The organism is Dyadobacter sp. CECT 9275 (assembly GCF_907164905.1).
Lineage (GTDB): Bacteria > Bacteroidota > Bacteroidia > Cytophagales > Spirosomataceae > Dyadobacter > Dyadobacter helix.
Genome location: NZ_CAJRAF010000001.1, coordinates 139,997 through 165,109 on the forward strand (window position 1 = coordinate 139,997; position 25,113 = coordinate 165,109).

The window sequence follows — 25,113 nt, forward strand, 5'->3', positions numbered from 1 at the left end:
CAGTGTTAAGCCAATATTACGGCTCGGTTATTTAAAAATTCGGGTTTTTATTGAAAATCAAATGATTATAGATGGGTGAGATTGGGGCTGGAAACCGGATAAGCCCGGACTGTTCATTCCACAATCCCGTTTCCTGACTTGCTGATTTCCTTATCCAGATCGTACACAAATCCATTCACAACGGCATATTTTACTACAGTTCCTTTTTTAAGGATAAACGTAGCGGTGTTACCTAATCCGGGTGTGCCCGACGGCCCCCCCTGGCTGCTTCTTAGAATGTGTAGCGGGGAAGAGGTAAAGTATAATCCGGCGGCGCGGGTGTTGCTGTCGGGCGTGAGGCGCACATAGGTGTAGCCTTCTTTCAACAGGTTCAGCGCATTCAGTTTGCTTATTTCTCCCAGGTTGCGGAAGCTGGTGGGATATACCTTTCCCTTTTCAACAGTCAGCCCGGTTGCGTCCAATTCCTCGCTGCCGTATTGCGGGTGCAGATCCCCGAAATCCTCAATCTTGCTGTAATAAAAGAACTTCGTGGCATTGGAGTAATTTACCTCATTGCGGTTGATTCCATAGTCTGCAGTAAAACTTTTTCCGGATTGCCTCACCGTTGCGTTGCGCACCACCAGGTCATATACCCAGCGCCCGTTTTCGGGGATATCATAATATTTTTCACGATTTTCCTTGGTCAGGGAATTATCTGCGATGTTGCCTAGTGCGGAAAGTATGGTCATAAAATTCAGCTGACGGATGTACTGTTTTTCCGGGTCGCCCACATATCCTCCCGACTCGATCAGTACCAGTGTGGTGCCCCATTTCTGTACGTTATCTCCAAATCCGCGTGGCTCATGATCATCCGCATAACGTGCCACCTGTCCGGGGATATACTTCTGCAGAATTTTATTCATCCCCACGATCAGCTGCATGGATCTTTCCCGAACCGGATTGATGGAGAGTTCATAATCATAGGAGGTAGCCAGAAAAGAAATGGTGGCTACCTTGGGACTTCGGCCTGCTGAATAACGCGGACTTTGGTCATGCAGGTTAAACCCGAAATCCGGCTTCAGTCTGTCAACCAAGCCTTTTAATAGGACGGCTTCCGGTGTTTGCCGGGCTGCGGCGTCCCGGTTCATGTCAATTCCCTGTGCTGTGCGGCGCTGATATCTTTCTGCTCCGTCGGGGTTTAGCATGGGTACAAAATAAAGTGTTGTGTTGTCCAGAATATTTTTGCGGAACGCATCAAAGCCATCATTTTTACCCTCCAGAAAGTTGAATATATCAAAACTAGCCATTGTGGCGGTGGGCTCATCTCCATGCATCTGCGTCCAGAGCAATACCTTTTTTGATCCTTTTCCGACTCGGATCAGCTGAATAGGCCGGCCTTCAAAGGAACTGCCTGCCTGTTCAATCTGATAAAGCGGATTTTCACTACGTTTTGCGATGAGCGGAAGGATATCCTTTTGTTTGAAACGGCGTTGGGTCAGACTCGTTTCCTTAAATTTTTTGTGTGCTTCAAATAGACGGTCCGGCATTGTATTGTTTTGAGCAAAGGCAACTGAAGAAATCATCAGAATGAAAATGTAAAGATATGGCGAGGCTGTTTTTTTCATAATGTCCTGCATGGCTTGGCTTTCGGTATCCGCTAATATTTGAACAGTTATGCAGGGAGGGATACCGCCCCAGGATTGCACATCGCAAGGTACGAAGAGATTTTTTTCTTCCGGCGGCATTTTTATTTTGTGGAAAGTACCAGTGCAGCCCAGCCGTTGCCGCAGTATGGAATGCCCTGGATTCTCTAAGGAAATTCTAATATTTATTTCGAGAAATAATTGCCATTTTTTGCAAATTCTGACTACCTTTACTGCATGTTAAGATCTGAAACATATCATCAATTTCATCAGGGTCATATGGCTTCCGGGCGTCTTGGATGATATGTTTTTGCAAGTAGTGTTGTAATAAGGTTGAATACATAGTATCCCAGAAGCCCGGTTCTCCAAGAATCGGGCTTTTTTTATTTCGGTACCTGCTACTCACATTTGAAAAAATAGAAACAGGGCTGAGTGTTGTTAGAAAAGTGAATGTTTTCCAACTATCTGAAAAATGAAAACCGTAATAATTAAGTATAATGCGGGAAATGTGCAGTCGGTTATGTATGCTTTAGACCGGCTGGGCGCAGATTATCTGTACACCGACGATGAATCGGAGATCCGGTCTGCGGATAAGGTTATTTTCCCCGGTGTGGGTGAGGCGAGCACTACTATGGCTTACCTGCGGGAGAAAAAGCTTGATTTGCTGATACCTTCCCTGAAACAGCCCGTTTTCGGTACCTGTGTGGGGATGCAGCTGATGTGCAGGTATTCAGAGGAAAATGATACCACCTGTATGGGGATTTTCGATGTGGATGTGAAGCGCTTTCCTGTTATTCCGGGTGTAAAAGTGCCGCACATGGGTTGGAATAATATTACCGGATATCAAACGGAACTCACGGAAAGTCTGCCTGATAATGCTTACGTTTACTTTGTTCACAGTTATGCTGCGCCTGTCTGTGCTGAGACCGTTGCCGTCTGTGATTATATCCATCCTTTCAGCGCTATGCTGAAAAAGGATAATTTTTATGCAGCGCAGTTTCACTGCGAGATCAGCGGAGCAGCGGGACAAAAGATCATTGAGAATTTTTTGAATATATAATCAGCCTGGCTGATCGTAAAACCATTAATTATGATTGAAATTATTCCAGCAATAGACATGATCGACGGGAAGTGCGTGCGGCTGACCCAGGGCGATTATGGAAAAAAAACTATATATAACGAAAATCCGCTGGAAGTGGCCCTGGAATTTGAGGACGCAGGTTTGAAGCGTCTGCATCTGGTGGACCTGGACGGAGCCAAAGCCAAGAAAGTCGTTAACTGGAAAGTACTGGACAAGATAGCTTCCCGCACCTCCCTGATGATTGATTTTGGCGGCGGGGTGCAGTCGGACGACGACATCCGGATCGTATTTGAAAGCGGGGCAAAACAGGTCACCGGCGGAAGTATTGCCGTTAAGAATCCCGCCCTGTTTGAGCGCTGGCTGGCCGAGTACGGAGGTGATAAGATTATCCTGGGAGCGGATGCAAAAAATGAAAAAGTGGCAGTGAGCGGATGGGAGGAAGGTACGCAGCTTTGGGTCTACGATTTTATTGAAAAATATGTGGAGAAGGGAATCCGGTATACCATCAGTACCGACGTAGCCAAAGATGGACTGCTGCAGGGGCCATCTTTTGATCTTTATAAGAATATCCAGGATAAATGTCCTGATCTCAAAATCATTGCCAGCGGCGGGGTGAGCAGAATGGAAGATGTTGAACTGCTGGCCGAAATGAACATCTACGGAGTTATCATCGGGAAGGCCATTTACGAAAACCGGATAAAACTTGCCGATTTACAGCGTTTCATCGTTTCTTAATTATGCTCACAAAAAGAATTATCCCTTGCCTGGACGTTAAGGATGGCCGCACCGTAAAAGGTATCAACTTCGTCAATCTGCGTGATGCCGGCGATGCAGTAGAACTCGGTGCGTTATATGCCGAGCAAGGTGCCGACGAACTGGTTTATCTGGACATAACGGCAACGGTGGAGGGGCGATCTACTTTCATTGAACTGGTAAAAAAGGTAGCGCAAACCATCAATATCCCTTTTACGGTAGGAGGGGGGATATCTTCTGTTGAGGATGTTTCGGCTTTGCTGCATGCCGGAGCTGATAAGGTTTCCATTAACTCGTCTGCCGTCAGAAATCCTGATCTGATCAATGAGCTGTCACTCGAATTTGGCAGCCAATGTATTGTGGTTGCCATTGATACCAGGTATATTGAGACCGACGGCGGTGTCTGGGATCATATTGTTCATACGCACGGAGGCCGGAAGCCCACTGCATTACGGTCTGTTCCGTGGGCAAAAGAAGTGGAAGAGCGTGGAGCAGGTGAAATATTACTGACATCCATGGATACGGACGGTACTAAAAATGGCTTTGCACTCGAACTTACAGCGACCATTTCAGGAAACGCAGGTATTCCGGTGATTGCTTCGGGAGGAGCAGGGAGTATGGCACATTTTTATGATGTTTTTACCGAAGGAAAAGCGGATGCGGGCCTGGCGGCAAGTATTTTCCATTTCCGGGAAATTGATATACCTGATTTAAAACAATACCTGGCTGATAAAAACCTGCCCATGAGGATGACCAGGTAGACGGAAGTGCCGGAAAAAGTGTCCGGAAGGATGTTGAACACTTTTGACCTTTTATTTTACATCAAACAGTTTCTGGTCCGATTCTAAACCAGATTTTATATATTTCACTGAAATATTTTACAGAATTAATGAGCAAAACACTTTCAACTATTGATTTTTCGAAATCCGCGGATGGTCTGGTACCGGTTGTTATCCAGGATTCCGTGTCTGAAAAAGTCCTGATGTTAGGTTATATGAACCAGGAGGCCCTGGAAAAAACCGAAAAGGAGGGGACGGTTACGTTTTTCAGCAGAAGCAAGCAGCGCCTTTGGACAAAGGGGGAAACTTCCGGCAACTTTTTGTTCGTGAAAGAGATCCTGGTGGATTGCGATGGAGATACTGTTTTGATAAAAGCGGTTCCGGCGGGGCCTACCTGCCACACCGGGGATGATACCTGTTTTGGGGAAAAAATTGGTCAGGATGATTTGAGAGGACAAGCGGCGTTTCTGAATTATCTTCAGAAAGATGTGATCCGGAACAGAAAATTAAACCCTTCCTCAGAATCCTACACCAGCAGCCTTTTCAACAAAGGGATTAATAAAATTGCTCAGAAGGTGGGGGAGGAAGCAGTGGAAGTGGTGATTGAAGCAAAAGACGATAATGACGACCTCTTCAAAAATGAAGTTTCTGATTTGCTTTTCCATCTTCTGGTGCTGCTGGAACAAAAAAACATTGACTTAGATGACGTAATTAGCGTACTTCGTAGCAGACACTCATAAAATCAATCACTTATGAAACTAATCATACGGCTTCTGATCAGTACACTTGCAATTCTGGGTGGCCGCTCACATCATACCCGGCGTATTTGTAAAAGATATTACAACGGCTATTGTGGTGGCCATTGTGCTTGGTATCCTCAATACTTTTTTGAAGCCGGTGCTTCAGATTCTTGCATTGCCCATCACAATCCTCACACTGGGCCTGTTTTATTTTGTAGTCAATGTGCTGATCATTTACCTGGCCAGTTACCTCGTGTCCGGATTTGCAGTCGATGATTTTATTGCAGCGTTGTTTTTTGGGCTGGTTGTATCGGTTGTGTCGGCCGTCTTGGGTATGTTTTTGGATTAGTAAAATTGGCCTTGTTTCGTAACAAGGTAATGCCAATGCTCATCAACTAAAAATTCACCTATGCTGAATCAACTGGAGGAGATTAAGGACACGCTTTTCAAGTATTTTGAAACCCGGATCGATTTATTCAAAATTGAAACCAGGAGCAAGATTGAGCAGGCAGTCGTTTCTGCTGTTTATGCAGCATTGGTACTGAGTATTGTGCTTGTTATAGTGATACTGCTTGTAATATTACTTGGGACTTTTTTAAATAAATGGCTACAAAGTGATTATCTTGGCTACGTTATCCTGTTGGGCGTATTTATCGTCAAATTGGTGCTCTGGCTGGTACTGAAGGACAAATGGATGCAGATGCTGCGGAATCTTATTGTCAGGTTTTCACAAATAAAGGAAGACAAACAGGCCTAAAAAATATAGCAAACCGGTAATTTTGAGCTCGAATTGCTATTTTTGAGTTCCATTCGGTTAATCTAAATATTCACTTCAACACGGTATTGAAATGAGTTCATCAGCAGATTTTACTTCAAAGATATCAGTCAGGCCGTTTTCTTCTGATACTGATGAGGAAAAGGAAGATCTTAAAAAGGAGGCAGAGTTATATCGCGACAGGCTGGAACTTCAATGGGACGGCCTCAAGGCGAATGCAACCGAATATGGAAAACAAGCCCTGATCATTGGCGGTGTCATTGCAACTACTTACGTGGTGATGAACGCGATACTTCCGGGAAGTAAAAAGGACAAGAAGAAAAAAGAAGAAGAACCATCAGTGCCACGGAATCATAAACAAAGCGCTTTCCAGATCGGGCCGGCTGTGCAGAGTTTAGCGTGGACATTGGCCGTTAGCTGGGCACGCCAAAAGCTAAAGAATTATATTGCGGATGACCGAGAACCGGATGAAAACAGAGAATCATAAAATAGCCGACCTCCTGCGGACCAGGAGGAATGAAAAAAGGAAATCTTTTGCGGTTCTTTTGGATCCAGACAAGGTAGATTTTGTAACTTTTCCTGTTTTTTTGGAGTTCGCTGAGAAGCAAGGGGTCGACTTCTTTTTGGTAGGAGGAAGCCTGATCACAAATTATGCAATTGACCAGCTCATTTCTGCTATTCACCAATATACCAGCATTCCGGCCATCCTGTTTCCGGGAAACGGGCTTCATATTCATCCTTCGGCAGACGCCATTTTGTTTCTTTCGCTCATTTCAGGCCGAAACCCCGAATTGCTGATCGGGCAGCATGTGATAGCAGCTCCTTTGTTGCGTAAAAGCGGAATGGAAGTGTTGCCAACCGGATACATGATTATCGAAAGCGGCAGGCTCACCACCGTCTCCTACATCAGCAATACCACACCAATGCCAAGGGACAAGCCTATGATTGCTGCATGTACAGCCATGGCGGGAGAGCTGCTGGGGCTGAGAAATATTTTTCTGGATGCAGGTAGCGGTGCATTGTATCCGGTACCGGCCGATATCATCAGCGCAGTCAGCAAGGCAGTGGAAGTACCGATAATAGTGGGAGGAGGGATTAATTCCTATGAAAAAGCATATTCAGCCCTGGAAGCGGGCGCCGATGTGGTGGTGGTAGGTAACGGCATTGAAGAAAATCCGGAAATTCTGCCAGAGATATCCGCTTGTGTAAAAGCATTTAATGATCATCCTGAAAAGGTTTATTGGAAAAATGACCAATAAAATTGGATTTAACCCAGTGTGTTAATTACTTTCTAAGGAAATTTTAAGTTCTTAGAAAAATACAATCCAAAAAGTTGGGAATATTCAAACTAATCATATTACCTTTGCAATGAACCTTAATTACACCCAAGAAATGAAAAAAATATTTGCACTTGCGTTTGTTGCCGGGATGGTAGCTTTCGCTTCTTGTACTAGCAAACCTGCTGAAGAATCTGCTGATTCAACTGCTGTAACTGTTGAAACTCCTGCTGTTGATTCAGTAGCTGTTGACACTGTTGCTGCTGATACAGCTGCTGCTGACACAGTGAAATAATCACTGACTCAGGTCAAAATGCTTGGAAAGCCCTATTTTTATAGGGCTTTCTTTTTTTATTCGGATATGAAAAAAACGATTGACTTACAGGAGTATGTTCCTGAACTTGCCGCAGACTATTGCAAACGGTTGTATACATCTGCCCAATTTGATTTTTTTCTGTCAAGGCCACGGCGTACCCGTCTGGGTGATTTCACCGTAAGGCCTGGCTTTACACCAAGAATTACCGTTAACGCCAATCTCAACCCCTATAATTTCCTGATTACCTATCTGCACGAAGTTGCCCATTATATGGTTTACCGTAAGTACAATGGAAGGGTAAGAAGGAAAATTGCACCACACGGAGCCGAATGGAAAGAGGAGTTCAGAACATTACTGTTGCCTGTTCTGACCACGGAAATTTTCCCCGAGGATATATTATTACCGCTCCGGAAATATGCACAAAACCCCAAGGCTTCTACCGGCGGGGATATACCACTTTACAGCGCAGTCAAAAGATACGATGATACGTCGGGGCAGACTAAAAAAACTGAACTTATTCATCTCACAGAAGGCGCGGACTTCGTTTTTCAAAATAGAATATTTGTCAGAGGCTCTGTCCGCAGAACCCGGGTGCTTTGTGTAGACAAAGCATCGCAACGTCGATATACCATCCCTGCCCATGCACTGGTTGAAGCATGCTGATTTTAAGAATTATTTTGCCCTTTGCCTGATACTGTGCTGCGGCCTGCTGCAGGTACAAAAGGTATATGCACAGGAAAGCGCTGTTCTGGCAAAAGACAAATGGGTGAAAATAGGTATAACAGAAACCGGCGTGTATAAGCTGGATATTTCCCTGCTCCGCAGGATGGGTATCTCCGGAGGAAAAATAGCGGCTTCGGGCATCCGTATCTTTGGAAATGGCGGAGCAATGCTCCCTCAAAGCAACAGTACTCCCCGAACTGCCGGACTTACCGAAAATGCTGTCTGGATCGAAGGTGGAGACGACGGTACTTTTGATGAAACCGATGCTGTTTATTTTTATGGTGAAGGCCCGCATGTTATTGTGCCAGATACGGTCAACGTCGAATTGCATCACCAGATCAATTGTTATTCGGATACCAGTTACTATTTCTTGACTTACGGAGATACGCCCGGGTTGCGGATTGGAGCAGCGGAAACGGTTTCATCAACCGGGCAGGTTGTCGACAGCTTTGACGACTATTGGTACCATGAGGAGGAAACTTATAATTTACTTCGCTCCGGGCGGGTCTGGTTTGGAGAATACCTGGGTACTTCGGCGCTGAACTTTCCTGTGAATATCAGCGGAGTTTTACCATCATCAACCGTTAAATTTTTTGCTTCGGGTATCGGAGCTGCGCAGGTTGCGACCCGGTTCTCGTGGCTATTCAACGGGCAGCAGATAGGGGAAGGGGCTGTGGGTACCGTAACTTCTCAGCTTGCAGACCAGTATGCTTTGCGGGCACAACGTACCACCGGCTCCTTTTCGGCAGTGCTTCCGGCTTCATTACCTGCGGCTTTTACAGCTGGAGTGTCCTATATCCGAAACGGGCAGAGCTCCGCCCAGGCGTACCTGGACTATTTGGCTTTACAAATCAAAAGAGAACTAAGGCCGTATGACAATCAGCAGATATACAGGTTTTTGTCGGCAGAAGCTTCGCTTGCAACCTTTCGGATTAAAAATATCAGCGCTTCCTGGAAACTGTGGGACATCAGTAATTCTGCAAGGCCGGCACAACTGGTAAATAACGAAAACGGGACCAAAGACATTACCTTAGCCAGCAAACGCAGGTTTAGGCAGTGGATAGGTTTTACGTTCTCCCAAGCACTGACTCCAGCTTCGTGGACTTTAACGGGCAACCAGGGTATTCACCAAGATACGGAGGAAATTGACCTGCTAATGGTTACCGCACCTGCCTTTATTACCGAGGCGGAGAGGCTTGCCGCGTTTCGGAGAGATCATGACGGGCTCAAGGTGAAGGTTGTTACCACTTATCAGGTTTATAACGAGTATGCTTCAGGAAAACCGGATCTGACGGCGATCAGGGATTTTGCCAGACATATTTATAAGATGGGCAGAGGAAAGCTCAGGTATCTGCTGCTGTTTGGTGACGCTACCTATGATTACCGTAACAAATTACAGAATCAGACAGCCGACCAGAGAAAATCCTGGGTACCAGTTTACGAAAGCCGTGAATCACTCAACCCCGTTTATACGTATTCGTCCGATGACTATTACGGTTTTCTGGATGATGCCGAGGGGGAATGGATAGAGTCGGCTGCGGGAGATCATCAGCTTGATATAGGTATCGGGCGTTTGCCTGTGAAAAATTTGACAGAGGCCAGAACAGTGGTGAACAAATTGATACATTACGCATCAGCTGAAGCCCGGAAGAGCTGGAAAAATACGGTTCGATTTGTAGCAGATGATGGTGACGGCAATGTACATCAGCAGCATGCCGACCAGTTGGCACAGTTGATTGGGGACAGGTTTCTTGCCAAAAGGATATTTCTGGATGAATTTCCGCAGGTGACTACCAGTCAGGGACAGAAGTCGGCAGAGGTAAATGCTCAGATAAAAAAAACGATTAATAACGGGAGCCTGATACTCAACTATACGGGCCATGGAGGAGTGAACGGCTGGGCAGAAGAACAGATATTGACGCTGGCCGACATGCTATCGGTACATGGGTATGACAATATGCCGCTGCTGGTGACGGCCACCTGTGATTTTGGCCGTTATGATGACATGGGGCAGGTATCCGGTGCAGAACTGATGGTATTAAGTCCCAAAGGTGCTGCGATTGGTGCATTGAGCACCACCAGACCGGTTTATTCCAGTACCAATTACACATTAAACAAAGCCTTGTATGAATCGCTGAGGATAAAAATGCAGGGCCAGCGAATGGGGAATGTGGTAAAATCTACCAAAAACAATGCTTTGGTAGGGAGCCTGAACCGGAATTTTACCTTTTTGGGAGACCCCTCTATGTTACTTACAGAAAATGAAAGATATATTAACTGGAGTATGGAGCCGGATACCTTGCTCGCGCTCCGAAAGGTAAAGCTGAAAGGAGGGATATTTTATACCAAAGACAGCCTGCCCGACAGCGATTTTAATGGTACAGCCAACATAGCCATTTACGACAAGCCCGTAAGTTTTCAGACACTTGGAAACGAAGGATCCAGGCAAAGTTACTCGGAATTCAGGAACAAACTGTTTGAAGGTGTGGTGACAGTTGTCAACGGTAGCTTTGTCTGCGAGTTTGTCGTTCCGAAAGATATTAATTATCAGTTTGGTGTGGGTCGTGCCAGTATCTATGCTTCCAACATAAAAGGGACGGCGGATGTTTCCGATCAGTTGGATCTTATCATTGGTGGAAGTGATCAGATGGCGGTGGATGAAAAGCCGCCGGTGATATCGGCTTACCTGAATGACCCCTCTTTTCGTGACGGAGATCAGGTACCGGCTTCTTCCGACCTGATGATAAAATTGAGCGATGAAAACGGTATCAATGTTTCGGCTTCAGGTGTCGGGCACAATATTACGGCAGTAATAAACGATACACTGGAAATTAATCTGAATGATTATTATTCATCTGAACTGGATGATTTTACCAAGGGAACCATCTATTATCCTTTCGAAAATCTGAAACCTGGGAAATATACCGTTCGCATAAAAGTATGGGATACTTATACTAACTATTCAGAAATTACGTTCGGTTTTCTAGTAGGTGCAGCAAGCGGAATTGTTATTGAAGAATTGAAAATTTATCCCAACCCTTTTCAAAGTGATTTGTCCTTTCAATTGGAACATAATCGCGAAAATGAAGATATTGAGGTCGATTTTAAGGTTTTGTCCATCTCTGGACAAACGTTGGGATCTGAGCGCTGGACTTATTATAACAGCGAAAAAGAAATTGCTGAAAAGGTTACCTCCGGAGCCCTTACCACCAATCTTTATTATTTGAATGCATACTTATACGTTATAGAAATCAGATCATTGAAGGACAATTCGGTAGACAGAAAGTCTGGCAGATTGCTTCGTTCACCATAACCTGTAATAAAACGTATAAAATTTTTATTATTAACTATCTTTCATCGTATTTTTGACCCTTTAAAGAAGCTGATTAAACGCACTTCCTATCGCAAATCCAATTTCTATGAAACTTTTTTTTGTCAGATTATCCTCACTGTTAATTTTATCGACGGGTAGCATAATAGTTAAGGCCCAGCAGGACACACTACGAATTCCTCATTCACCACTATCATTTTTAAGATTTGCTCCGGATGCCCGTGGCGCTGCAATGGGCGAGGCGGGAGTAGCATCCAGTGCAGACGCTAATTCCACTTTCTGGAATGCTGCCAAACTTCCCTATAATGAGAAAGATTTTGGAGTATCGGCTTCTTACACTCCGTGGCTCAGAAACCTGATAGACGATATGTGGCTCGGCTATTTATCGGCCTACAAGAAAATTGATAAAACTTCGGCTGTTGCGTTATCGGTAAACTATTTCAGCAACGGTGAGCTGGATCTGAGGGATGCCGTTGGTACCCAGATGGGGTACTTTACTTCCAAGGAGTTTGCGATCAGCGGAACGTATTCCCGCCAGTTAGGCAAGAATTTTTCAATGGGTCTAACGTTAAAATGGATCAACTCGGATCTTACGGGAAATGCCCTGGTCAATAATGTTTCTTTAAAACCTGCCCGAACATTTGCGGGGGATATCAGTGCTTATTACAGGAAAGAACTTAAAAATCCTGAAACCGGCGGTGAATTTACGTGGTCGCTCGGAGGGGTTATCTCCAACCTGGGAGGTAAAGTAAGTTATGGCGGCGGTGCGGATTATGAGAACTTCCTTCCCACCAATCTGCGTTTGGGCGGTGGCCTTTCATTCAGTGCTGACGGTCGCAACAAGTTTAATTTTGTTCTGGATGCAGTAAAACTGATGGTACCCACTCCGGACGGAACCCAGATAAGTACAAAAGGAGCATTGGCCGGAGCATTCGGTTCATTTAGTGATGCTCCCGACGGCTTCAGCGAGGAACTCAAGGAAGTGGCACTGGCCGTTGGTGCAGAATATTGGTATAACAATATATTTGCATTGCGTGGAGGATATTACGGAGAAAATAAAGTAAAAGGAAATAACAAGTTTTTCACCGCGGGAGCGGGACTTCGCTTCAAGGATCGTTATGCTATCGATTTCGCATATCTTTTCCCCGTAACGCAAAACAGCCCGTTGGCTCAGACGCTTCGGATCACTTTGGGCCTCTATCTTAACAAAGCAGAGAAACTTGATGTAGGTGATAGTGAAAACTAAACCTGTCTGAAAATCCATATCATATTGGCGAATGGCGTTTGTAAGAACGTCATTCGCTTTTTTACATCAACATCCTATGTTATTAGACCGCACCGTAGCACCGGATTATCAGATTATAAAAACAATTGAATTGCCGGAAGCCGATTCCTATACGCTCGAAAATGGGGGATTACTTCATGTCATCAACATTGGAGACCAGCCTGTGGTAAGGCTAGAGGTGATATTTGATGCAGGAAACTGGTACGAGAAATATCCCTCGTCTTCGTTCTTCGCGATCAAAATGCTTACCGAGGGAACGGCTACAAGGACTTCTGCAGAAACCAGCGAAGCTTTTGAAAGAATAGGGGCATTTACGGACATGACTCACTCTTCCGACAGAGCGGGAATGGTGGTATATTGTCTTACCCGTTTTTTACCCGAGGTGCTCGGAATTGTGACGGATCTGGTTCAGCATGCCGCTTTCCCGGAAAAGGAACTTGCCGATCTTAAAAATATAACCTTGCAAAATCTGAGGGTTAACCTGGAAAAGACAGCCTACGTAGCTACTTCTGAATTCAGGGCTGCGATATTCGGTCAGGATCATCCCTATGGTCAGAGTCAGAATGAAGCAGATATTCTCTCCCTGGAACGTTATCAGGTGCTGGAGCATTACAACAGTTTTATCAACAAGAATAAATACACCGTTATCCTGGCGGGGCAGGTATCTGCAAATGATGTGGAACTTGTACGGCAGTCATTGGGCCAGGCTAGTTTAACTGCTGACGTTTCAGTGGTAACCAGAGCCGTATCCGCTGCTTACGAAGGCAAAGAGGTTCTTGTTGAGAAACAAGATAGCGTTCAGTCGTCTATCAGAATAGGGCGGCGGATGTTCACCCGTGATCATGCCGATTATTTCAAAATGCTGGTAACCAACGAAATCTTTGGAGGGTATTTCGGGTCTCGTCTTATGAAGAATATACGGGAAGAAAAAGGTTTGACCTACGGAATCTCGTCTCACATGGTAACGCTTTCCAGAGAAGGGTATATCATGATAGGAACGGATGTGAAAAAAGAATTTACCCAGCAAACGATCGACGAGATCAAAAAAGAAATGTTCAGGCTGCAGACCGAACTCGTAAGCGAGGAGGAGTTACAGACAGTCAAAAATTTTATGTCCGGAGAGCTTGCCGGTTCTCTGAATACCGCCTTTGAAGTGGCAGACCGACAGAAAGTGTTACTGCTCGAAGGTCTGCCTTCGGATTTTTTCAGCCGGTATGTAGAACAGATCCACGCTACCACCAGCCAGGATGTGATAGCAATGGCTAATAAGTACTTACGTCCTGAAACAATGGTGGAGGTAGTGGTGGGTGGAAAGTGATCATTCCTTATTAAGAGCCTCTTTATAAGCTTTCAGGCATCTCTCCCTGGCCATTTTATGGTCAACAATGGGTTCCGGATAATTCATACTGTTGAGTTCCGGTACCCACTGTTTGATATACTCACCTCTTGGGTCAAATTTGGAAGCCTGTGCAGCCGGGTTGAATATCCGGAAATAGGGCGCGGCGTCGGTTCCGGAGCCTGCGGCCCATTGCCAGCCTCCGTTATTTGCGGCAAGGTCGTAGTCAAGTAATTTTTCAGCAAAATAGGCTTCTCCCCAGCGCCAGTCTATCAGCAGATGTTTGGACAGGAAGCTTGCCGTCACCATCCTTACCCGATTGTGCATGAACCCGGTTTCGTTTAATTCATGCATTCCTGCATCCACAAGCGGGTATCCTGTTTTGCCTTCGCACCAGCATTTAAATTCATGCTCATTGTTTCGCCATCTGATCCGGTCGTAGTCCGCGCGAAACGCCTTTCCATTTCCGACATGAGGAAAATTCCATAATATCTGGTGATAAAAGTCCCGCCATATCAGTTCGTTCAGCCAGGTATTGCTGTTTTCAAAAGCTCTTCTGGCCAGCTCACGTATGCTGACCGTTCCAAACCTGAGATGTATGCCCAGCCTGGATGTTCCCTTAAGAGCGGGATAATTCCGCTGCTCTTCATACTTTTTCAGCAACTGATCGGGTACATTTTCAGAAGGGAAAGTACTTCCTGAATGCTCAAAACCCATTGATTTCAGACTGGGGAAGGGGAGCTCATCTGTCTTAGCCAGCTTTCCGAGGTATTGCACGGTCGGGTAGGAAGAAAGGAAAAAAGTATTGCATTTCTCTCTCCAGGCCCGGCTGTAAGGAGTGAAAACTGTGTAAGGTGCATTCTGGCCATTAAGAATCTCGGTTTTTTCGAAAACCACCTGATCCTTGTAGGTCTTAAAGGGTATCTGGTTGTTGTGCAGTAATGTTTTTATGGTAGTATCCCTCTCTGTGGCATACGGTTCATAGTCGTGATTGGCATATACTTCGGTAACGTTGTAGGCAGACAGGACTTCCTCCCACATTTTTTCAGGTGCGCCATATTTTACCAGGACATCAGCGCCATGCTTTTTTAACTCCTCTTTTAAGGACTCCATCGTGGTATGTATGAAGGTTACCCGCTTGTCGCTTTTATTACCAAGCTTGTTGAGGATATGGGTGTCAAAAATAAACAGCGGTAACACTGGCAGGCCTGAACGCAAGGCATGATATAATCCTGCGTTGTCATGCAGCCGCAGGTCGCGGCGGTACCAGAATATGGCTATTTTCTCTTTTTGGTCTAGAATCATATCCGGATAAAATATCGGTATTATCTTTTGCTCCGGAAACTTAGATAAAGGGCGGATAAAATAAAAATGTCCCGGGTACTTCTCTTGTCATTTATTTTATGGTCCAAATCATACCAGTAATTATAGGTGCCGGAAAAAGTACTGACTTTGGGTGCGATATGTTAATATTGTAACCAGGAAACCTTTGCCATCATTTAATCCGGAATTTATGAAAGTAATATTAGCTGTCTTGTTAAGTTTGGTATCCTTAACAGGATTTTCTCAAAAGAATGCCGATAAACAGGAATGGAAGCAGTTGTTTAATGGAAAAAATCTGGATGGCTGGGATATAAAAATCCGGGGATATGGCCTCAACGAGAATTATGGAAATACTTTCAGGGTAGAGGATGGAAAAATGATTGTCAGGTATGATCAATACGATGATTTCAAACAAAAATATGGCCATATCTTCTACAAAGGCGATTTCTCCTATTACAGAATTTCAGTAGAGTACCGGTTTGTGGGTGAACAGGCACCAAAAGGAGAGGGATGGGCGTGGCGGAACAGCGGTATCATGGTACACGGACAACCCGCTGCCACAATGGGAAAGGATCAGGATTTTCCGGCTTCCATTGAGGTGCAGCTTCTGGGGGGCAATGGCAAAAAAAGATCTACCTGCAACCTCTGTACACCAGGTACCAATGTGGTGATGGACGGCAAGCTCATCACGCAGCACTGTGTAAATTCTACGTCCAGGACTTACGACGGAGATCAGTGGGTGAAGGCCGAAGTACTGGTACTGGGAGATTCACTAATCCAGCATTTTGCTAATGGGGAAATGGTACTACAGTATCAGAAACCTCAGCTTGGAGGGGGCAACGTAAGTGGTAATGATCCTTCGCTTATGATTGACGGAAAGTTGCTGGACCATGGTTCCATATCTCTTCAGAGCGAGAGCCATCCGGTGGAGTTCCGCAAAGTGGAGATACTGGACCTGAAGGGCTGCATGGACCCGAAGGCTTCCAATTTCAAATCCTATTTTGTAAAGGCAGATAACAGCCTGTGCAAGTATGGAAAAAAGAAATAGTTTTTTTGGGTAAATCGGGAGCAGTGCAGTTTTTTCAGGCATTTTTTTGAAATATATATGAAAAGAGGAGCCGATTAAGCTCCTCTTTTCATATATAATCTCCTGAATATTATAACCTGACAATCTCGGCCCCGATTGCGTTCAGACGGCCATCAATATTTTGGTAACCGCGGTCAATCTGTTCAATATTATCAATAATACTAACTCCTTTCGCGGACATGGCGGCGATAAGCAGCGCTACCCCGGCACGTATATCCGGAGAGGTCATACGGATGCCACGCAGCTGGGTTTCGCGGTTATGGCCTATTACCGTTGCACGGTGCGGGTCGCAGAGGATAATCTGGGCGCCCATTTCAATCAGCTTATCTACGAAAAAAAGCCTGCTTTCAAACATTTTCTGATGGATTAGCACTGTTCCCTGCGCCTGTGTAGCTGTTACCAGTACGATACTCAGCAGGTCAGGAGTGAAACCAGGCCAGGGAGCATCCGCCACAGAGAGGGTTGAACCGTCCAGATAGTTTTCCATCCGGTAATGATCCTGGGCGGGAATGAATATGTCGTCCCCACGGAATTCCATCGCAATTCCCAGTCTTTTAAAAACATCAGGGATAATGCCTAGTTGTGCAATCTGGCAGTTTTTGATGGTAATTTCAGATTTTGTCATGGCAGCAAGTCCGATGAAGCTACCAATCTCGATCATGTCGGGCAGCATCGTGTGCTCCGTGCCCATGAGCTCGCTGACCCCTTCCACAACCAGCAAATTGGAGGCAATACCAGAAATCCTGGCGCCCATCCGGTTCAGCATTTTGCATAACTGCTGAAGATAAGGCTCACAGGCGGCGTTGTAGATGGTAGTGGTACCTTCTGCCATAACAGCGGCCATCAGCACATTGGCGGTTCCTGTTACGGAGGCTTCGTCCAGAAGCATATAGGTACCTTTCAGATTGGCGGCATCCACGCGGTAAAAGCCGCCGTCTTCTTCGTCATAACTGAATTCGGCGCCTAGTTTTTCGAAACCCAGAAAATGGGTATCCAGCCTCCTGCGGCCTATTTTGTCGCCACCCGGTCTTGGGATTCTGCCCTTGCGAAAACGGGCAAGCATCGGGCCCAGCAGCATCACCGAACCTCTCAGAGCCGAAGCTTTTTGCCTGAATGAATCTGATTCCAGGTAATCAAGGTTGATATTGTCTGCTTCAAAACGTATGGATGATTCGCTGAGCCGGGTTTTCCTTACGCCCAGATCACCCAATAAATTGATGAGCTGGTTCACATCACGGATATCCGGAATGTTATGGATTGTCACAGGTTCCTTGGTAAGAAGTACTGCACAGATGATCTGGAGAGCTTCGTTTTTTGCACCCTGGGGTATAATTTCTCCTTTAAGACGGCGGTCTCCGGTAATTTTAAATGAAGCCATATCGGATGTTTGGCGATGTAATAAATTTGCCTGCGTTGGAAAATATAAGCGGTACAATGAGCTAAAGTAAGCCGTTTCAGAGCCGGTTTTGCCGGTCATTGGCTTCTTTACTTTCATTCAGGATTAAATGCCTGGCTTTTTTCTGTTACGATTATTGTTGTTGTTGTTATTATTATTTCGCCCTCCGAACTTGTTATTGGGACGGTTTCTGTTTTGGTTGCCTGTATGGTTGGGCCCGCCTGTGCGGTCCTGATTATGGTTTTGCTGTGCCCTGAAACCTCCGCCTTGCTGGTTACCTCTTGCACGATCCTGGTTGTTATTGTTCCGGTCTTTGGGGGCTGCATCCACAGGACCATTCACTCGGATATATTCGATTTCTTCCTTCAGCCTGCCTTTAGACAATTGCTGCATCTGGCCGATGAGCACGCTGTCTTCAGGATTATCCTTGTTCCAGGTATTGAAGAATGAACGCATCAGCCTGAAAATGTAGGAGACAAACGCCAGACGGTCGTCCGGGTTTTCTGTTTGAGAGGCCTTTTCAAGTAACAGATCGATATTCCGTCCATAATGCCTGAAAGTAAGATTCTGCTGGTTATAACCTACCTTAAGCGGTTTTTTGCCAAGTAGCTCTTTGGATGGAGGCGGGTAAGGGCTATCCACGTCCAGCTCGAAGCCTGACATGATATAGAGGTCGTCCCAGAGTTTGTTTGTATAGTCCTGATTATCCCGCATGTTGGGATGTATCTGACGCATCAGCTCAACCAAAATGTGCGCATAAAGCGTGCGTTTGGTCCGATCTTCCATTCGGACAATCTGATCGGCGAGTTTTTGTACGTTGCTACCGTATTCTTTCAATTGCTTGATTTATTTAGAGAATTGACAAAAATAAGAAGTTTTTGGCGAAACAAGCCAAGGCCTGTAATAAAGTACCTGAAGCAAAGGTCTTATATTAAATTCAACAGCGATTGAAATTTACTTTTAAGGTCTTTGTCTGGTACCAGCTGGAACCATGAGGCCAGTACCAAAACGGCAAAAAGTAATTTGGAATATCTGCTTATGGCATATTCCGAAAGATAAAGTAAAAGAGCCCAGACCGCCAGGAAAGTAAAGGGGGCCAGCAGGCGATAACCCGGAGGGTCAAAAGGACTTATGTTCCGAAGGACAAACAGAAATAACAAATAGGCGATGGCCGTTCCGGCAGCATACCGAACCCAGCTTTCGGTTGTGCCTGCTATCTGATGATCGGTCTTTCGTAAGTTCAGACTGAGCCGGGCAGTAAGGAATATCTGTAGGAACGTCGCGACCAGGAAAAGTACATCGGACTTTCCGGGGACAAAATCCCGTATAATCAATAATTCGTTGAGCAGGCCTTTTGCGAAAAGAAGGGTAACGGGTAAGAATCTGAAGGTATCGTCCAGTCGTTCACCGCCATAATAAGAGCCGGTATGCCAATAATTGAGCCACAGGTACCCTCCAAAACAGATAAGCCATAAAAGAGACAGCATTAGAAAAAAAAATGCGCGGAGACTAGTGTGCTTTAAAGCGGAATAGATACCCGCAAGAACGGTAAGCATAATGATAAAGATACCGGCGTAACGGATCAGCATCAGCAGCGTACCCAGCAGAAAAAGAATTAGGAAATCACGGAAAGCCGGTTGTCCCGGCTTTGTCATATTCCGTACAAAATGGTAAAACCAGCTAAACAGGACCATCAGAAACAAGGGTTCAGACCAGGTGTGCGCCCAAAGCTTGAGGAAGGACCCGAGCAGTAACAGGGTACCCATAAACAACGCTTTGCTTTCACCAAACCATTTTCTGAGGCTTAGCAGCCAGATGGCGGAGGCAATAAGGTTTAGCACCTTTGAAGCCCAGAGCACATTTAAACTAGTCATGAAAGACACCATGGCGATGAGGCTGGAATAGCCCATCGGGTAAATTCCGTTCCATATCAGCACATTGTTCTGTCGGATACGGTAACCTTCTCCACCCAGCAACCGCGAGGCCGACTCCAGGTAAAGGTGGGAGTCAATGGTTGTATAATGATTGGGATTAATGGCAGCAAGAAACAATACCAGTCCGCATTGTAAAGTCCATAAAAGGAACAGTAAAAAAGAAGGAGGAAATCTGGTTCCTGGTATCATATACGTGCAGACGGCTGAAATAAATCCCCGGTTCTTAACTGTTCAGTAAATCTGCTGAATGAATAAACAGTACCATGGGAAATCAGGGCATCCATATTAATTTCCCTTTTGTTGCATAACCGGGATAGTCGGCGTCTTTGCTCTTTAAAGTCATTTTGTAAAAATATATACCTGAACTGAGTTTGATAGGTTGCCAGTGCCACTCATTTTTTCCCAGATGAGGCATAATGTCCTGATTTTTGATCAGCTGTCCCAGTTTGTTCCAGATGCTTATCGTCCATATTTCAGGAGGAATTTCTCCGGTAATATCCATTGTAAAACGGAACCAGTGCGCGGAAGGGTTAGGATAAACAGTACCCGCAAAAGAGGCAGAGGTAATCACACGGAAAAAAATCTCATAAACCGGTGCCTGGTTTTTGCTCAGGTCGCTGGTATATACCTGTAATTTATAGCGTCCGGCGGTCAGCGGTGCGGGTAAAGTAAGGCCAATCAGCAGACCATTTTCAGGGTCAACCTGCAGGCTTGCATTCGTTAATGAAATTTTTCTGGCAGCACAGCCAGTGCAGTCCTCAGTCAGCCATATCTCGGTGCCTGTTGTATCTGAACGCTGCATAAAGGGATTTTCATCAACGATCTGAACGCGTATCTGCGGCTGGGGAGAAACAACTTCGTTATTTAAAATACTGCGTCCGTCAACCATTACCGTCACTACGGGCGGAAGGCGGTCGGGGATCACTTCGAAGCCGAAGGAAAGCGTATTGTTTGCATACACCGTTTCGGGCAACCGCATATTGTTGAATACTAACGTGATCTGCTGGGGGCCTTCTTTGTCGAGCGTTTCAAATTCTAGCTGGATATTCCTGGTTTCCTGTGCTTCTACAGGTGCTATCCGCAAGGTTTGCTCAACCGATACAAGTTTGTTTTTTGTGGTTATCAATACGGATACCGAATCGGAGAAGCCAAAATCGGTGATGTTACGAAACGATAGGGTGGCCCGGTAAATGTTACCCTGTGCAATTGCTGCCGGGAGCGTAGTGGGTAAAATGATTACCTCCGGCGTTTTTACAACGGGCAGATCGGTGCCGGGAATGTAGGTAATGGATCTTGTTTCGGAAGGTCTTAGCTGGTCTCCCTGCATATAAACCCTCCAGTAATATTTCCCTGCTTCGGCTCCGGGCTGATCAATTTTATGCACCGCTATGAATTCCTTTGCACTGACAGTACTTCTGCGGACCTCGTTTTCGGGGAATGCGCTGTTTTTACTCCATTCAAAGATGACGGTACCATTGGGCTTATCTTCCGTTGTTTGGGCGACCAAGTCAATTTGCAAGGTATTGGTTTGATAATCTTTTACCGGTAACAAAGGGATGGCTCCGCCTTCCTTAATGGCTAGCGTTGAGGTCAATACATTGTTACTTTTGTTTTCCTCGTCCAATAAGGCTGAGGGATCAATTGAAAAGATCCAGGTTTCATCTCCCCCCGTGGTGCTTTTATTGGGAATAGTAAAGGATAACGTGTCGGCGTGGGGCATTGCATCCATTTCCCATTGATCTTCAAAAAGGGTTACTGTTTCCTTGGTCCGCCTGACCGACACCCGGATCTTTTCCTTTCGGAATCTTCCATTATTGGCAACTGCAATACGGACTCTGACGGAATCACTCCAGGCGGTCAGCGCTCGTCCCGATGGGTCGGAGAAAACCAATGTAGAAGAGTCCCATACATAATCAGGTTTGGAAGCCGGGAAAATCCTGATGGCGGGGTCGCCCTGCAGGTTCATCTGCTGGCTGGTGATACCGTCCGTCACGCCGGGGTACCTGGCAATATTTCTCCTGATTGCTTCTTTCTGGATCAGACCGAAAGGCTGCGAAGTAAAAGATCGGTCGGCCAATACGTCGTAAAAGGAATCGGAATACCGTTTTAAAGCAGAAACCAGTCCATTGTGGGTGTGAGCGAGGAATAGTACGGCTCCGTTTGATGGCGACAGGATCCAGTCGTTGCTGATGGTGGCAGCACTATAATAGATGTTGCCCAATGCACAGCCATTTACCAGCACGGCCGGGTAGAACGGGTTGTTTTTGTAATTTCTTTTTGTATCCGAGGCGAAGCCGATATCAATATCCGAAACGTTCAGGCTGGAATGCCCGAACAACGTGAGCAGTGCCACCCCATTATTCACCTCTTCGTAAATGGGGAATTCCTCAACGGGTTCGTCCGTCTTTTTGGAAATGGTCCTGAATTTTGCAGCCAGCGATGTGCCCTGTACTCTTCTCTCAAACGAATTGACATACTCTTTAAAAACAGGTAATTCCGCCGCCGAGCGTCCGCCGCTCAGGTGCAGGATGTTCTTGCGCCATGCTGCAGAGGCAGGCTGAGCCTCCAGGTTTCTGACCTTCTCAAGGTATCTCCTCACATCTTCAGCGCTGGCTGCATTGAGACGCCCCACAGGTACCAGTGGTACATAGGTTCCGCTACCGTTCAGGTTCATGGAAAGTGCTACGTCGGAGCCTGGCCAGCCTGCGTTGGGTACCATATCGGCTTGTCGGGCATTCGCCTGTTTACGGGCTGTTTGGGGATCAATGGAGCGGCCTATCAGGAAAACAAATTGAAGGGATGCGTTTTTGTGCAGCCAGGCAATCATGTTACGGATCCCCCCGGGGCCTGGTTCGCCGTAGTTGAAGCGGTCGTAAACTTCTTCGCTGTTTACAATATACGGCAGGTAACTCCCGCCTTGTTCGGAAGAGCGGTAGGTTGCATACGCCAGGACAGGATCGGTACCATTAATTTTTTGACGTACCGCCGGGTGGGTGATAATGAGATAGTTGATTTTAGTGTCACGCAGATCGCCAAATCGGACGACCCTCGGAGCCGGGATTTTCAAAGCCTGCCTGACCGCCACAATCCTTGCCGTATGCTGTAAGGATATACCTGCCACCGGTTTGATCTCCTTTGCTGTGTACAGATCCGAAATATCATAAAACTGCCAGGCGGTTTCGGCTGCCAGGTTCCATTTTGCCTGGTTCGGCAAATTGAAATAAAATTCTTTCTGCGGGCCTGTCCCGGATAGAACCGATTTTTGAGGGTACCTCAACCGGGCATAAGACAGTGAAACCGTACCGGTATTCTGAAGAGGAACAATTGAAATTTTTATGGTGCCGTCCGGGTTCACATCTTCGGCCGCCAATGTGGTCCTGAAAGTTCCGGAAGCATAGTTGAGGAGCTTAAAGGAACCGAGTTTTCGTCCTTTCGCGGTAGTGGTACCCGTCCATACTTCAATTTCGTGATTCCCGGCCGACCTGCCTACTATGACAAGTTCAGCCACCGCCCGGTCCATTTTTTCAGCCACCGCATTTTCAGTAGTAAGTATCGCCGTCGACCAGCTTCCATTACTCACTTCGGGGCCTGTCCAGCCTTCGCCTACATCATAAGTTGTGAGGACGGATCCGTTATCATAAGTACTGGTTGCCGGATAAAAGTTTCCGGCCGGATAGGATGAAGTGAAAAGCTGACTGGTTTCCGCGTCATTTTCATTGATCGTCTCCTCTGAGCCTGTGTTTGTACTTTCTATAATCCGTTTGCCTGCAAGCGTGCCATGCCAGGTGAGGAAATAGGCGGAGGTGTCCGAATAAAGGCTGTAATGCGTGTGTGGCATGTCATCCGGCTTCACATATAGGGCGGTGTCGAGCGCTCCGTCGTTGCGTTCGCCGTAAAAGCCTATGTAATCCAGGCCGCCGGAATCTTTTTGTTTTACCTCAATAGCCAGTTCCTTCCCCCTGCGAAACATCTGAAAGCTGGCTGACCGTACCGATTGCAGCGGAATACCTGCCTGTTCAAGTTCCTCCCCGGTGATTCTGTAAAATCCAGACTGGACGATTGGAATGCGCAGGTAGGTTTGCTCATGGTTGATCCATTCGTTGCCATAGATCTTTTGAGCATTTGCATGTGAGCAGGCCAGAAAGCAGCCGCATAAGAATATTTGAAATAATACCTTCCGGACCATGAGTGTTATTTAAACTTGCAAATCAGGACTGCCGACCCGGTATTTTTCGATCATAAATATTCATTGAAAAGGAATAAACATGCCTTTCGTCGGTACCATGATATTCAGACGAAGTAAGTTCCCATTCATCACTATTCACCTGGGGAAAAAAAGCATCGCCTTCCAGATGCGCATGTACAACGGTCAGGTACAGCCGTTCGGCAAGATGTATGGCTTCTTTGAAAACAGTTGCGCCGCCCAGGATGAATGCCTCCGGCTCCTCCTCCAAAAGCGCAAGTGCCTCATCTAGGCTTGCAGCATATTCAACACCGGCTGTTTCTTTTTTCTCGGAACTAAGGACTATATTGCGGTATGGAGAGTGCAGTGCATCGGGCGCTTCATAACTTTTTCGGCCCATGATAAAAGGCTTGCCATTGGTTACTTTACGGAAGTGCTCCCACTCGTCCGGAAGGTGCCAGGGCAAACTGTTGTTGATCCCGATTACCCGGTTTTCGCTCATTGCCGCAATCAGATACACGCGTGTTTTTTTATCCAAAACAGTAAGAAGTTAGCCGAAAATTTTCCAAAATATACTTCAAATCATTTAGGTTTAAAATAGATGCCTTTTTTTTGCCGGTCACCCCGCTATGTTGCCATTCATACTTTCTTTATAATTTTTTAACATGGTACCTTGCATCGCAAAGTACCTGTGTATACCTTTGTATGGTAGTAAGGAAGATAAGCTTGCTATTAGCCATGAACTTATTTTATTTAATTAACAGATGAAACCAATATGAATATTGAAAATGCCCAGGTGCAGATGCGCAAAGGAATCCTGGAATTCTGCATACTGCATATCATATCCCGGGGGGAAGTATATGCCTCGGATATGTTGGATGAGCTCACTTCGGCAAGGATCATGGTGGTGGAAGGCACCCTGTACCCGTTGCTGACAAGGTTAAAAAATTCGGGTTGGCTGGATTATAAATGGGTAGAGTCCTCGTCGGGGCCCCCGCGCAAATATTATGTTTTGACAGAAGAGGGGAAGATTTTTCTCGAGGCTATGCAGGCCACCTGGTTTGAGCTGGCCGATTCGGTATCAATCGTAATTAAACGGACGGAAGATCTTAGTAAAAACGCAGCATCCAATCCATCCTGACCCTAACTGATCCACAAAAAGATATTTGATT

Annotated in this window: 22 protein-coding genes; 15 read left to right on the forward strand and 7 right to left on the reverse strand. The window is 45.9% G+C overall.

What is annotated here, in order from left to right; translation table 11 throughout:
* Positions 1-113: 113 nt before the first annotated feature.
* Complete coding sequence (locus KOE27_RS00485) at positions 114-1,562, reverse strand: M14 family zinc carboxypeptidase (protein WP_229252572.1); 1,449 nt, start codon at positions 1,560-1,562, stop codon at positions 114-116.
* Between the two features lie 532 nt (positions 1,563-2,094).
* On the opposite strand from KOE27_RS00485, the gene hisH reads away from it, so the two are divergent.
* From hisH to KOE27_RS00550, 13 genes are all read left to right on the forward strand, one after another.
* Positions 2,095-2,682: an imidazole glycerol phosphate synthase subunit HisH gene (gene hisH, locus KOE27_RS00490; protein ID WP_215236920.1), complete on the forward strand. Its 588-nt coding sequence runs from the start codon at positions 2,095-2,097 to the stop codon at positions 2,680-2,682.
* Positions 2,683-2,712: 30 nt separating this feature from the next.
* Positions 2,713-3,438 (forward strand): 1-(5-phosphoribosyl)-5-[(5-phosphoribosylamino)methylideneamino]imidazole-4-carboxamide isomerase, encoded by a 726-nt coding sequence (gene hisA, locus KOE27_RS00495; protein WP_215236921.1) that lies wholly within the window; start codon positions 2,713-2,715, stop codon positions 3,436-3,438.
* Between the two features lie 2 nt (positions 3,439-3,440).
* Entirely contained in the window at positions 3,441-4,217 is a 777-nt protein-coding gene (hisF, locus tag KOE27_RS00500) for an imidazole glycerol phosphate synthase subunit HisF (RefSeq protein ID WP_215236922.1), read from the forward strand.
* Positions 4,218-4,345: 128 nt separating this feature from the next.
* Complete coding sequence (gene hisIE / locus KOE27_RS00505; protein WP_215236923.1) at positions 4,346-4,975, forward strand: bifunctional phosphoribosyl-AMP cyclohydrolase/phosphoribosyl-ATP diphosphatase HisIE; 630 nt, start codon at positions 4,346-4,348, stop codon at positions 4,973-4,975.
* 46 nt (positions 4,976-5,021) lie between these two features.
* Positions 5,022-5,324 (forward strand): phage holin family protein, encoded by a 303-nt coding sequence (locus tag KOE27_RS00510; RefSeq protein ID WP_310590052.1) that lies wholly within the window; start codon positions 5,022-5,024, stop codon positions 5,322-5,324.
* Positions 5,325-5,384: 60 nt separating this feature from the next.
* Positions 5,385-5,732 (forward strand): phage holin family protein, encoded by a 348-nt coding sequence (locus KOE27_RS00515; RefSeq protein ID WP_215236924.1) that lies wholly within the window; start codon positions 5,385-5,387, stop codon positions 5,730-5,732.
* A 91-nt stretch (positions 5,733-5,823) separates the two neighbouring features.
* Complete coding sequence (locus tag KOE27_RS00520; RefSeq protein WP_215236925.1) at positions 5,824-6,237, forward strand: hypothetical protein; 414 nt, start codon at positions 5,824-5,826, stop codon at positions 6,235-6,237.
* A complete protein-coding gene (locus tag KOE27_RS00525; RefSeq protein ID WP_215236926.1) occupies positions 6,218-7,009 on the forward strand; it encodes a phosphoglycerol geranylgeranyltransferase in 792 nt (263 codons plus the stop codon). The genes KOE27_RS00520 and KOE27_RS00525 overlap by 20 nt, the downstream gene beginning before the upstream one ends.
* A gap of 133 nt (positions 7,010-7,142) precedes the next feature.
* Entirely contained in the window at positions 7,143-7,322 is a 180-nt protein-coding gene (locus tag KOE27_RS00530; protein ID WP_215236927.1) for a PG1828 family lipoprotein, read from the forward strand.
* Positions 7,323-7,388: 66 nt separating this feature from the next.
* Entirely contained in the window at positions 7,389-8,006 is a 618-nt protein-coding gene (locus KOE27_RS00535; RefSeq protein ID WP_229252573.1) for a SprT family zinc-dependent metalloprotease, read from the forward strand.
* On the forward strand, positions 7,984-11,379 hold the full coding sequence (gene porU, locus KOE27_RS00540; RefSeq protein WP_215236929.1) for a type IX secretion system sortase PorU: 3,396 nt from the start codon (positions 7,984-7,986) through the stop codon (positions 11,377-11,379). Before KOE27_RS00535 ends, porU begins: the two co-directional genes overlap by 23 nt.
* 106 nt (positions 11,380-11,485) lie before the next feature.
* On the forward strand, positions 11,486-12,643 hold the full coding sequence (porV, locus tag KOE27_RS00545) for a type IX secretion system outer membrane channel protein PorV (RefSeq protein ID WP_215236930.1): 1,158 nt from the start codon (positions 11,486-11,488) through the stop codon (positions 12,641-12,643).
* A gap of 76 nt (positions 12,644-12,719) precedes the next feature.
* Positions 12,720-14,000 (forward strand): M16 family metallopeptidase, encoded by a 1,281-nt coding sequence (locus KOE27_RS00550; RefSeq protein ID WP_215236931.1) that lies wholly within the window; start codon positions 12,720-12,722, stop codon positions 13,998-14,000.
* Here KOE27_RS00550 and KOE27_RS00555 read toward each other — a convergent pair whose 3' ends face one another.
* Entirely contained in the window at positions 14,001-15,323 is a 1,323-nt protein-coding gene (locus KOE27_RS00555) for a cryptochrome/photolyase family protein (RefSeq protein ID WP_215236932.1), read from the reverse strand. It lies immediately after the preceding gene.
* A 208-nt stretch (positions 15,324-15,531) separates the two neighbouring features.
* Here KOE27_RS00555 and KOE27_RS00560 point away from each other — a divergent pair, with 208 nt between their 5' ends.
* Positions 15,532-16,389: a 3-keto-disaccharide hydrolase gene (locus KOE27_RS00560; RefSeq protein ID WP_215236933.1), complete on the forward strand. Its 858-nt coding sequence runs from the start codon at positions 15,532-15,534 to the stop codon at positions 16,387-16,389.
* A gap of 109 nt (positions 16,390-16,498) precedes the next feature.
* On the opposite strand, the gene murA is transcribed toward KOE27_RS00560, so the two are convergent.
* The 5 genes from murA to KOE27_RS00585 form a co-directional block, all read right to left on the reverse strand.
* Positions 16,499-17,806 (reverse strand): UDP-N-acetylglucosamine 1-carboxyvinyltransferase, encoded by a 1,308-nt coding sequence (gene murA / locus KOE27_RS00565; RefSeq protein WP_215236934.1) that lies wholly within the window; start codon positions 17,804-17,806, stop codon positions 16,499-16,501.
* Positions 17,807-17,929: 123 nt separating this feature from the next.
* Positions 17,930-18,661 carry a DUF4290 domain-containing protein gene (locus KOE27_RS00570; protein ID WP_215236935.1) on the reverse strand — a complete coding sequence of 244 codons (732 nt, stop codon included), beginning with the start codon at positions 18,659-18,661 and terminating at the stop codon, positions 17,930-17,932.
* 89 nt (positions 18,662-18,750) lie between these two features.
* Positions 18,751-19,947: a hypothetical protein gene (locus KOE27_RS00575; RefSeq protein ID WP_215236936.1), complete on the reverse strand. Its 1,197-nt coding sequence runs from the start codon at positions 19,945-19,947 to the stop codon at positions 18,751-18,753.
* Between the two features lie 82 nt (positions 19,948-20,029).
* Positions 20,030-23,944, reverse strand: coding sequence for a putative type IX secretion system sortase PorU2 (gene porU2, locus KOE27_RS00580; protein WP_215236937.1), 3,915 nt, complete (start codon positions 23,942-23,944; stop codon positions 20,030-20,032).
* A gap of 22 nt (positions 23,945-23,966) precedes the next feature.
* Complete coding sequence (locus KOE27_RS00585) at positions 23,967-24,479, reverse strand: dihydrofolate reductase (RefSeq protein ID WP_215236938.1); 513 nt, start codon at positions 24,477-24,479, stop codon at positions 23,967-23,969.
* 237 nt (positions 24,480-24,716) lie between these two features.
* Here KOE27_RS00585 and KOE27_RS00590 point away from each other — a divergent pair, with 237 nt between their 5' ends.
* Positions 24,717-25,082 carry a PadR family transcriptional regulator gene (locus tag KOE27_RS00590; protein ID WP_215236939.1) on the forward strand — a complete coding sequence of 122 codons (366 nt, stop codon included), beginning with the start codon at positions 24,717-24,719 and terminating at the stop codon, positions 25,080-25,082.
* The last annotated feature ends 31 nt before the right edge of the window (positions 25,083-25,113 follow it).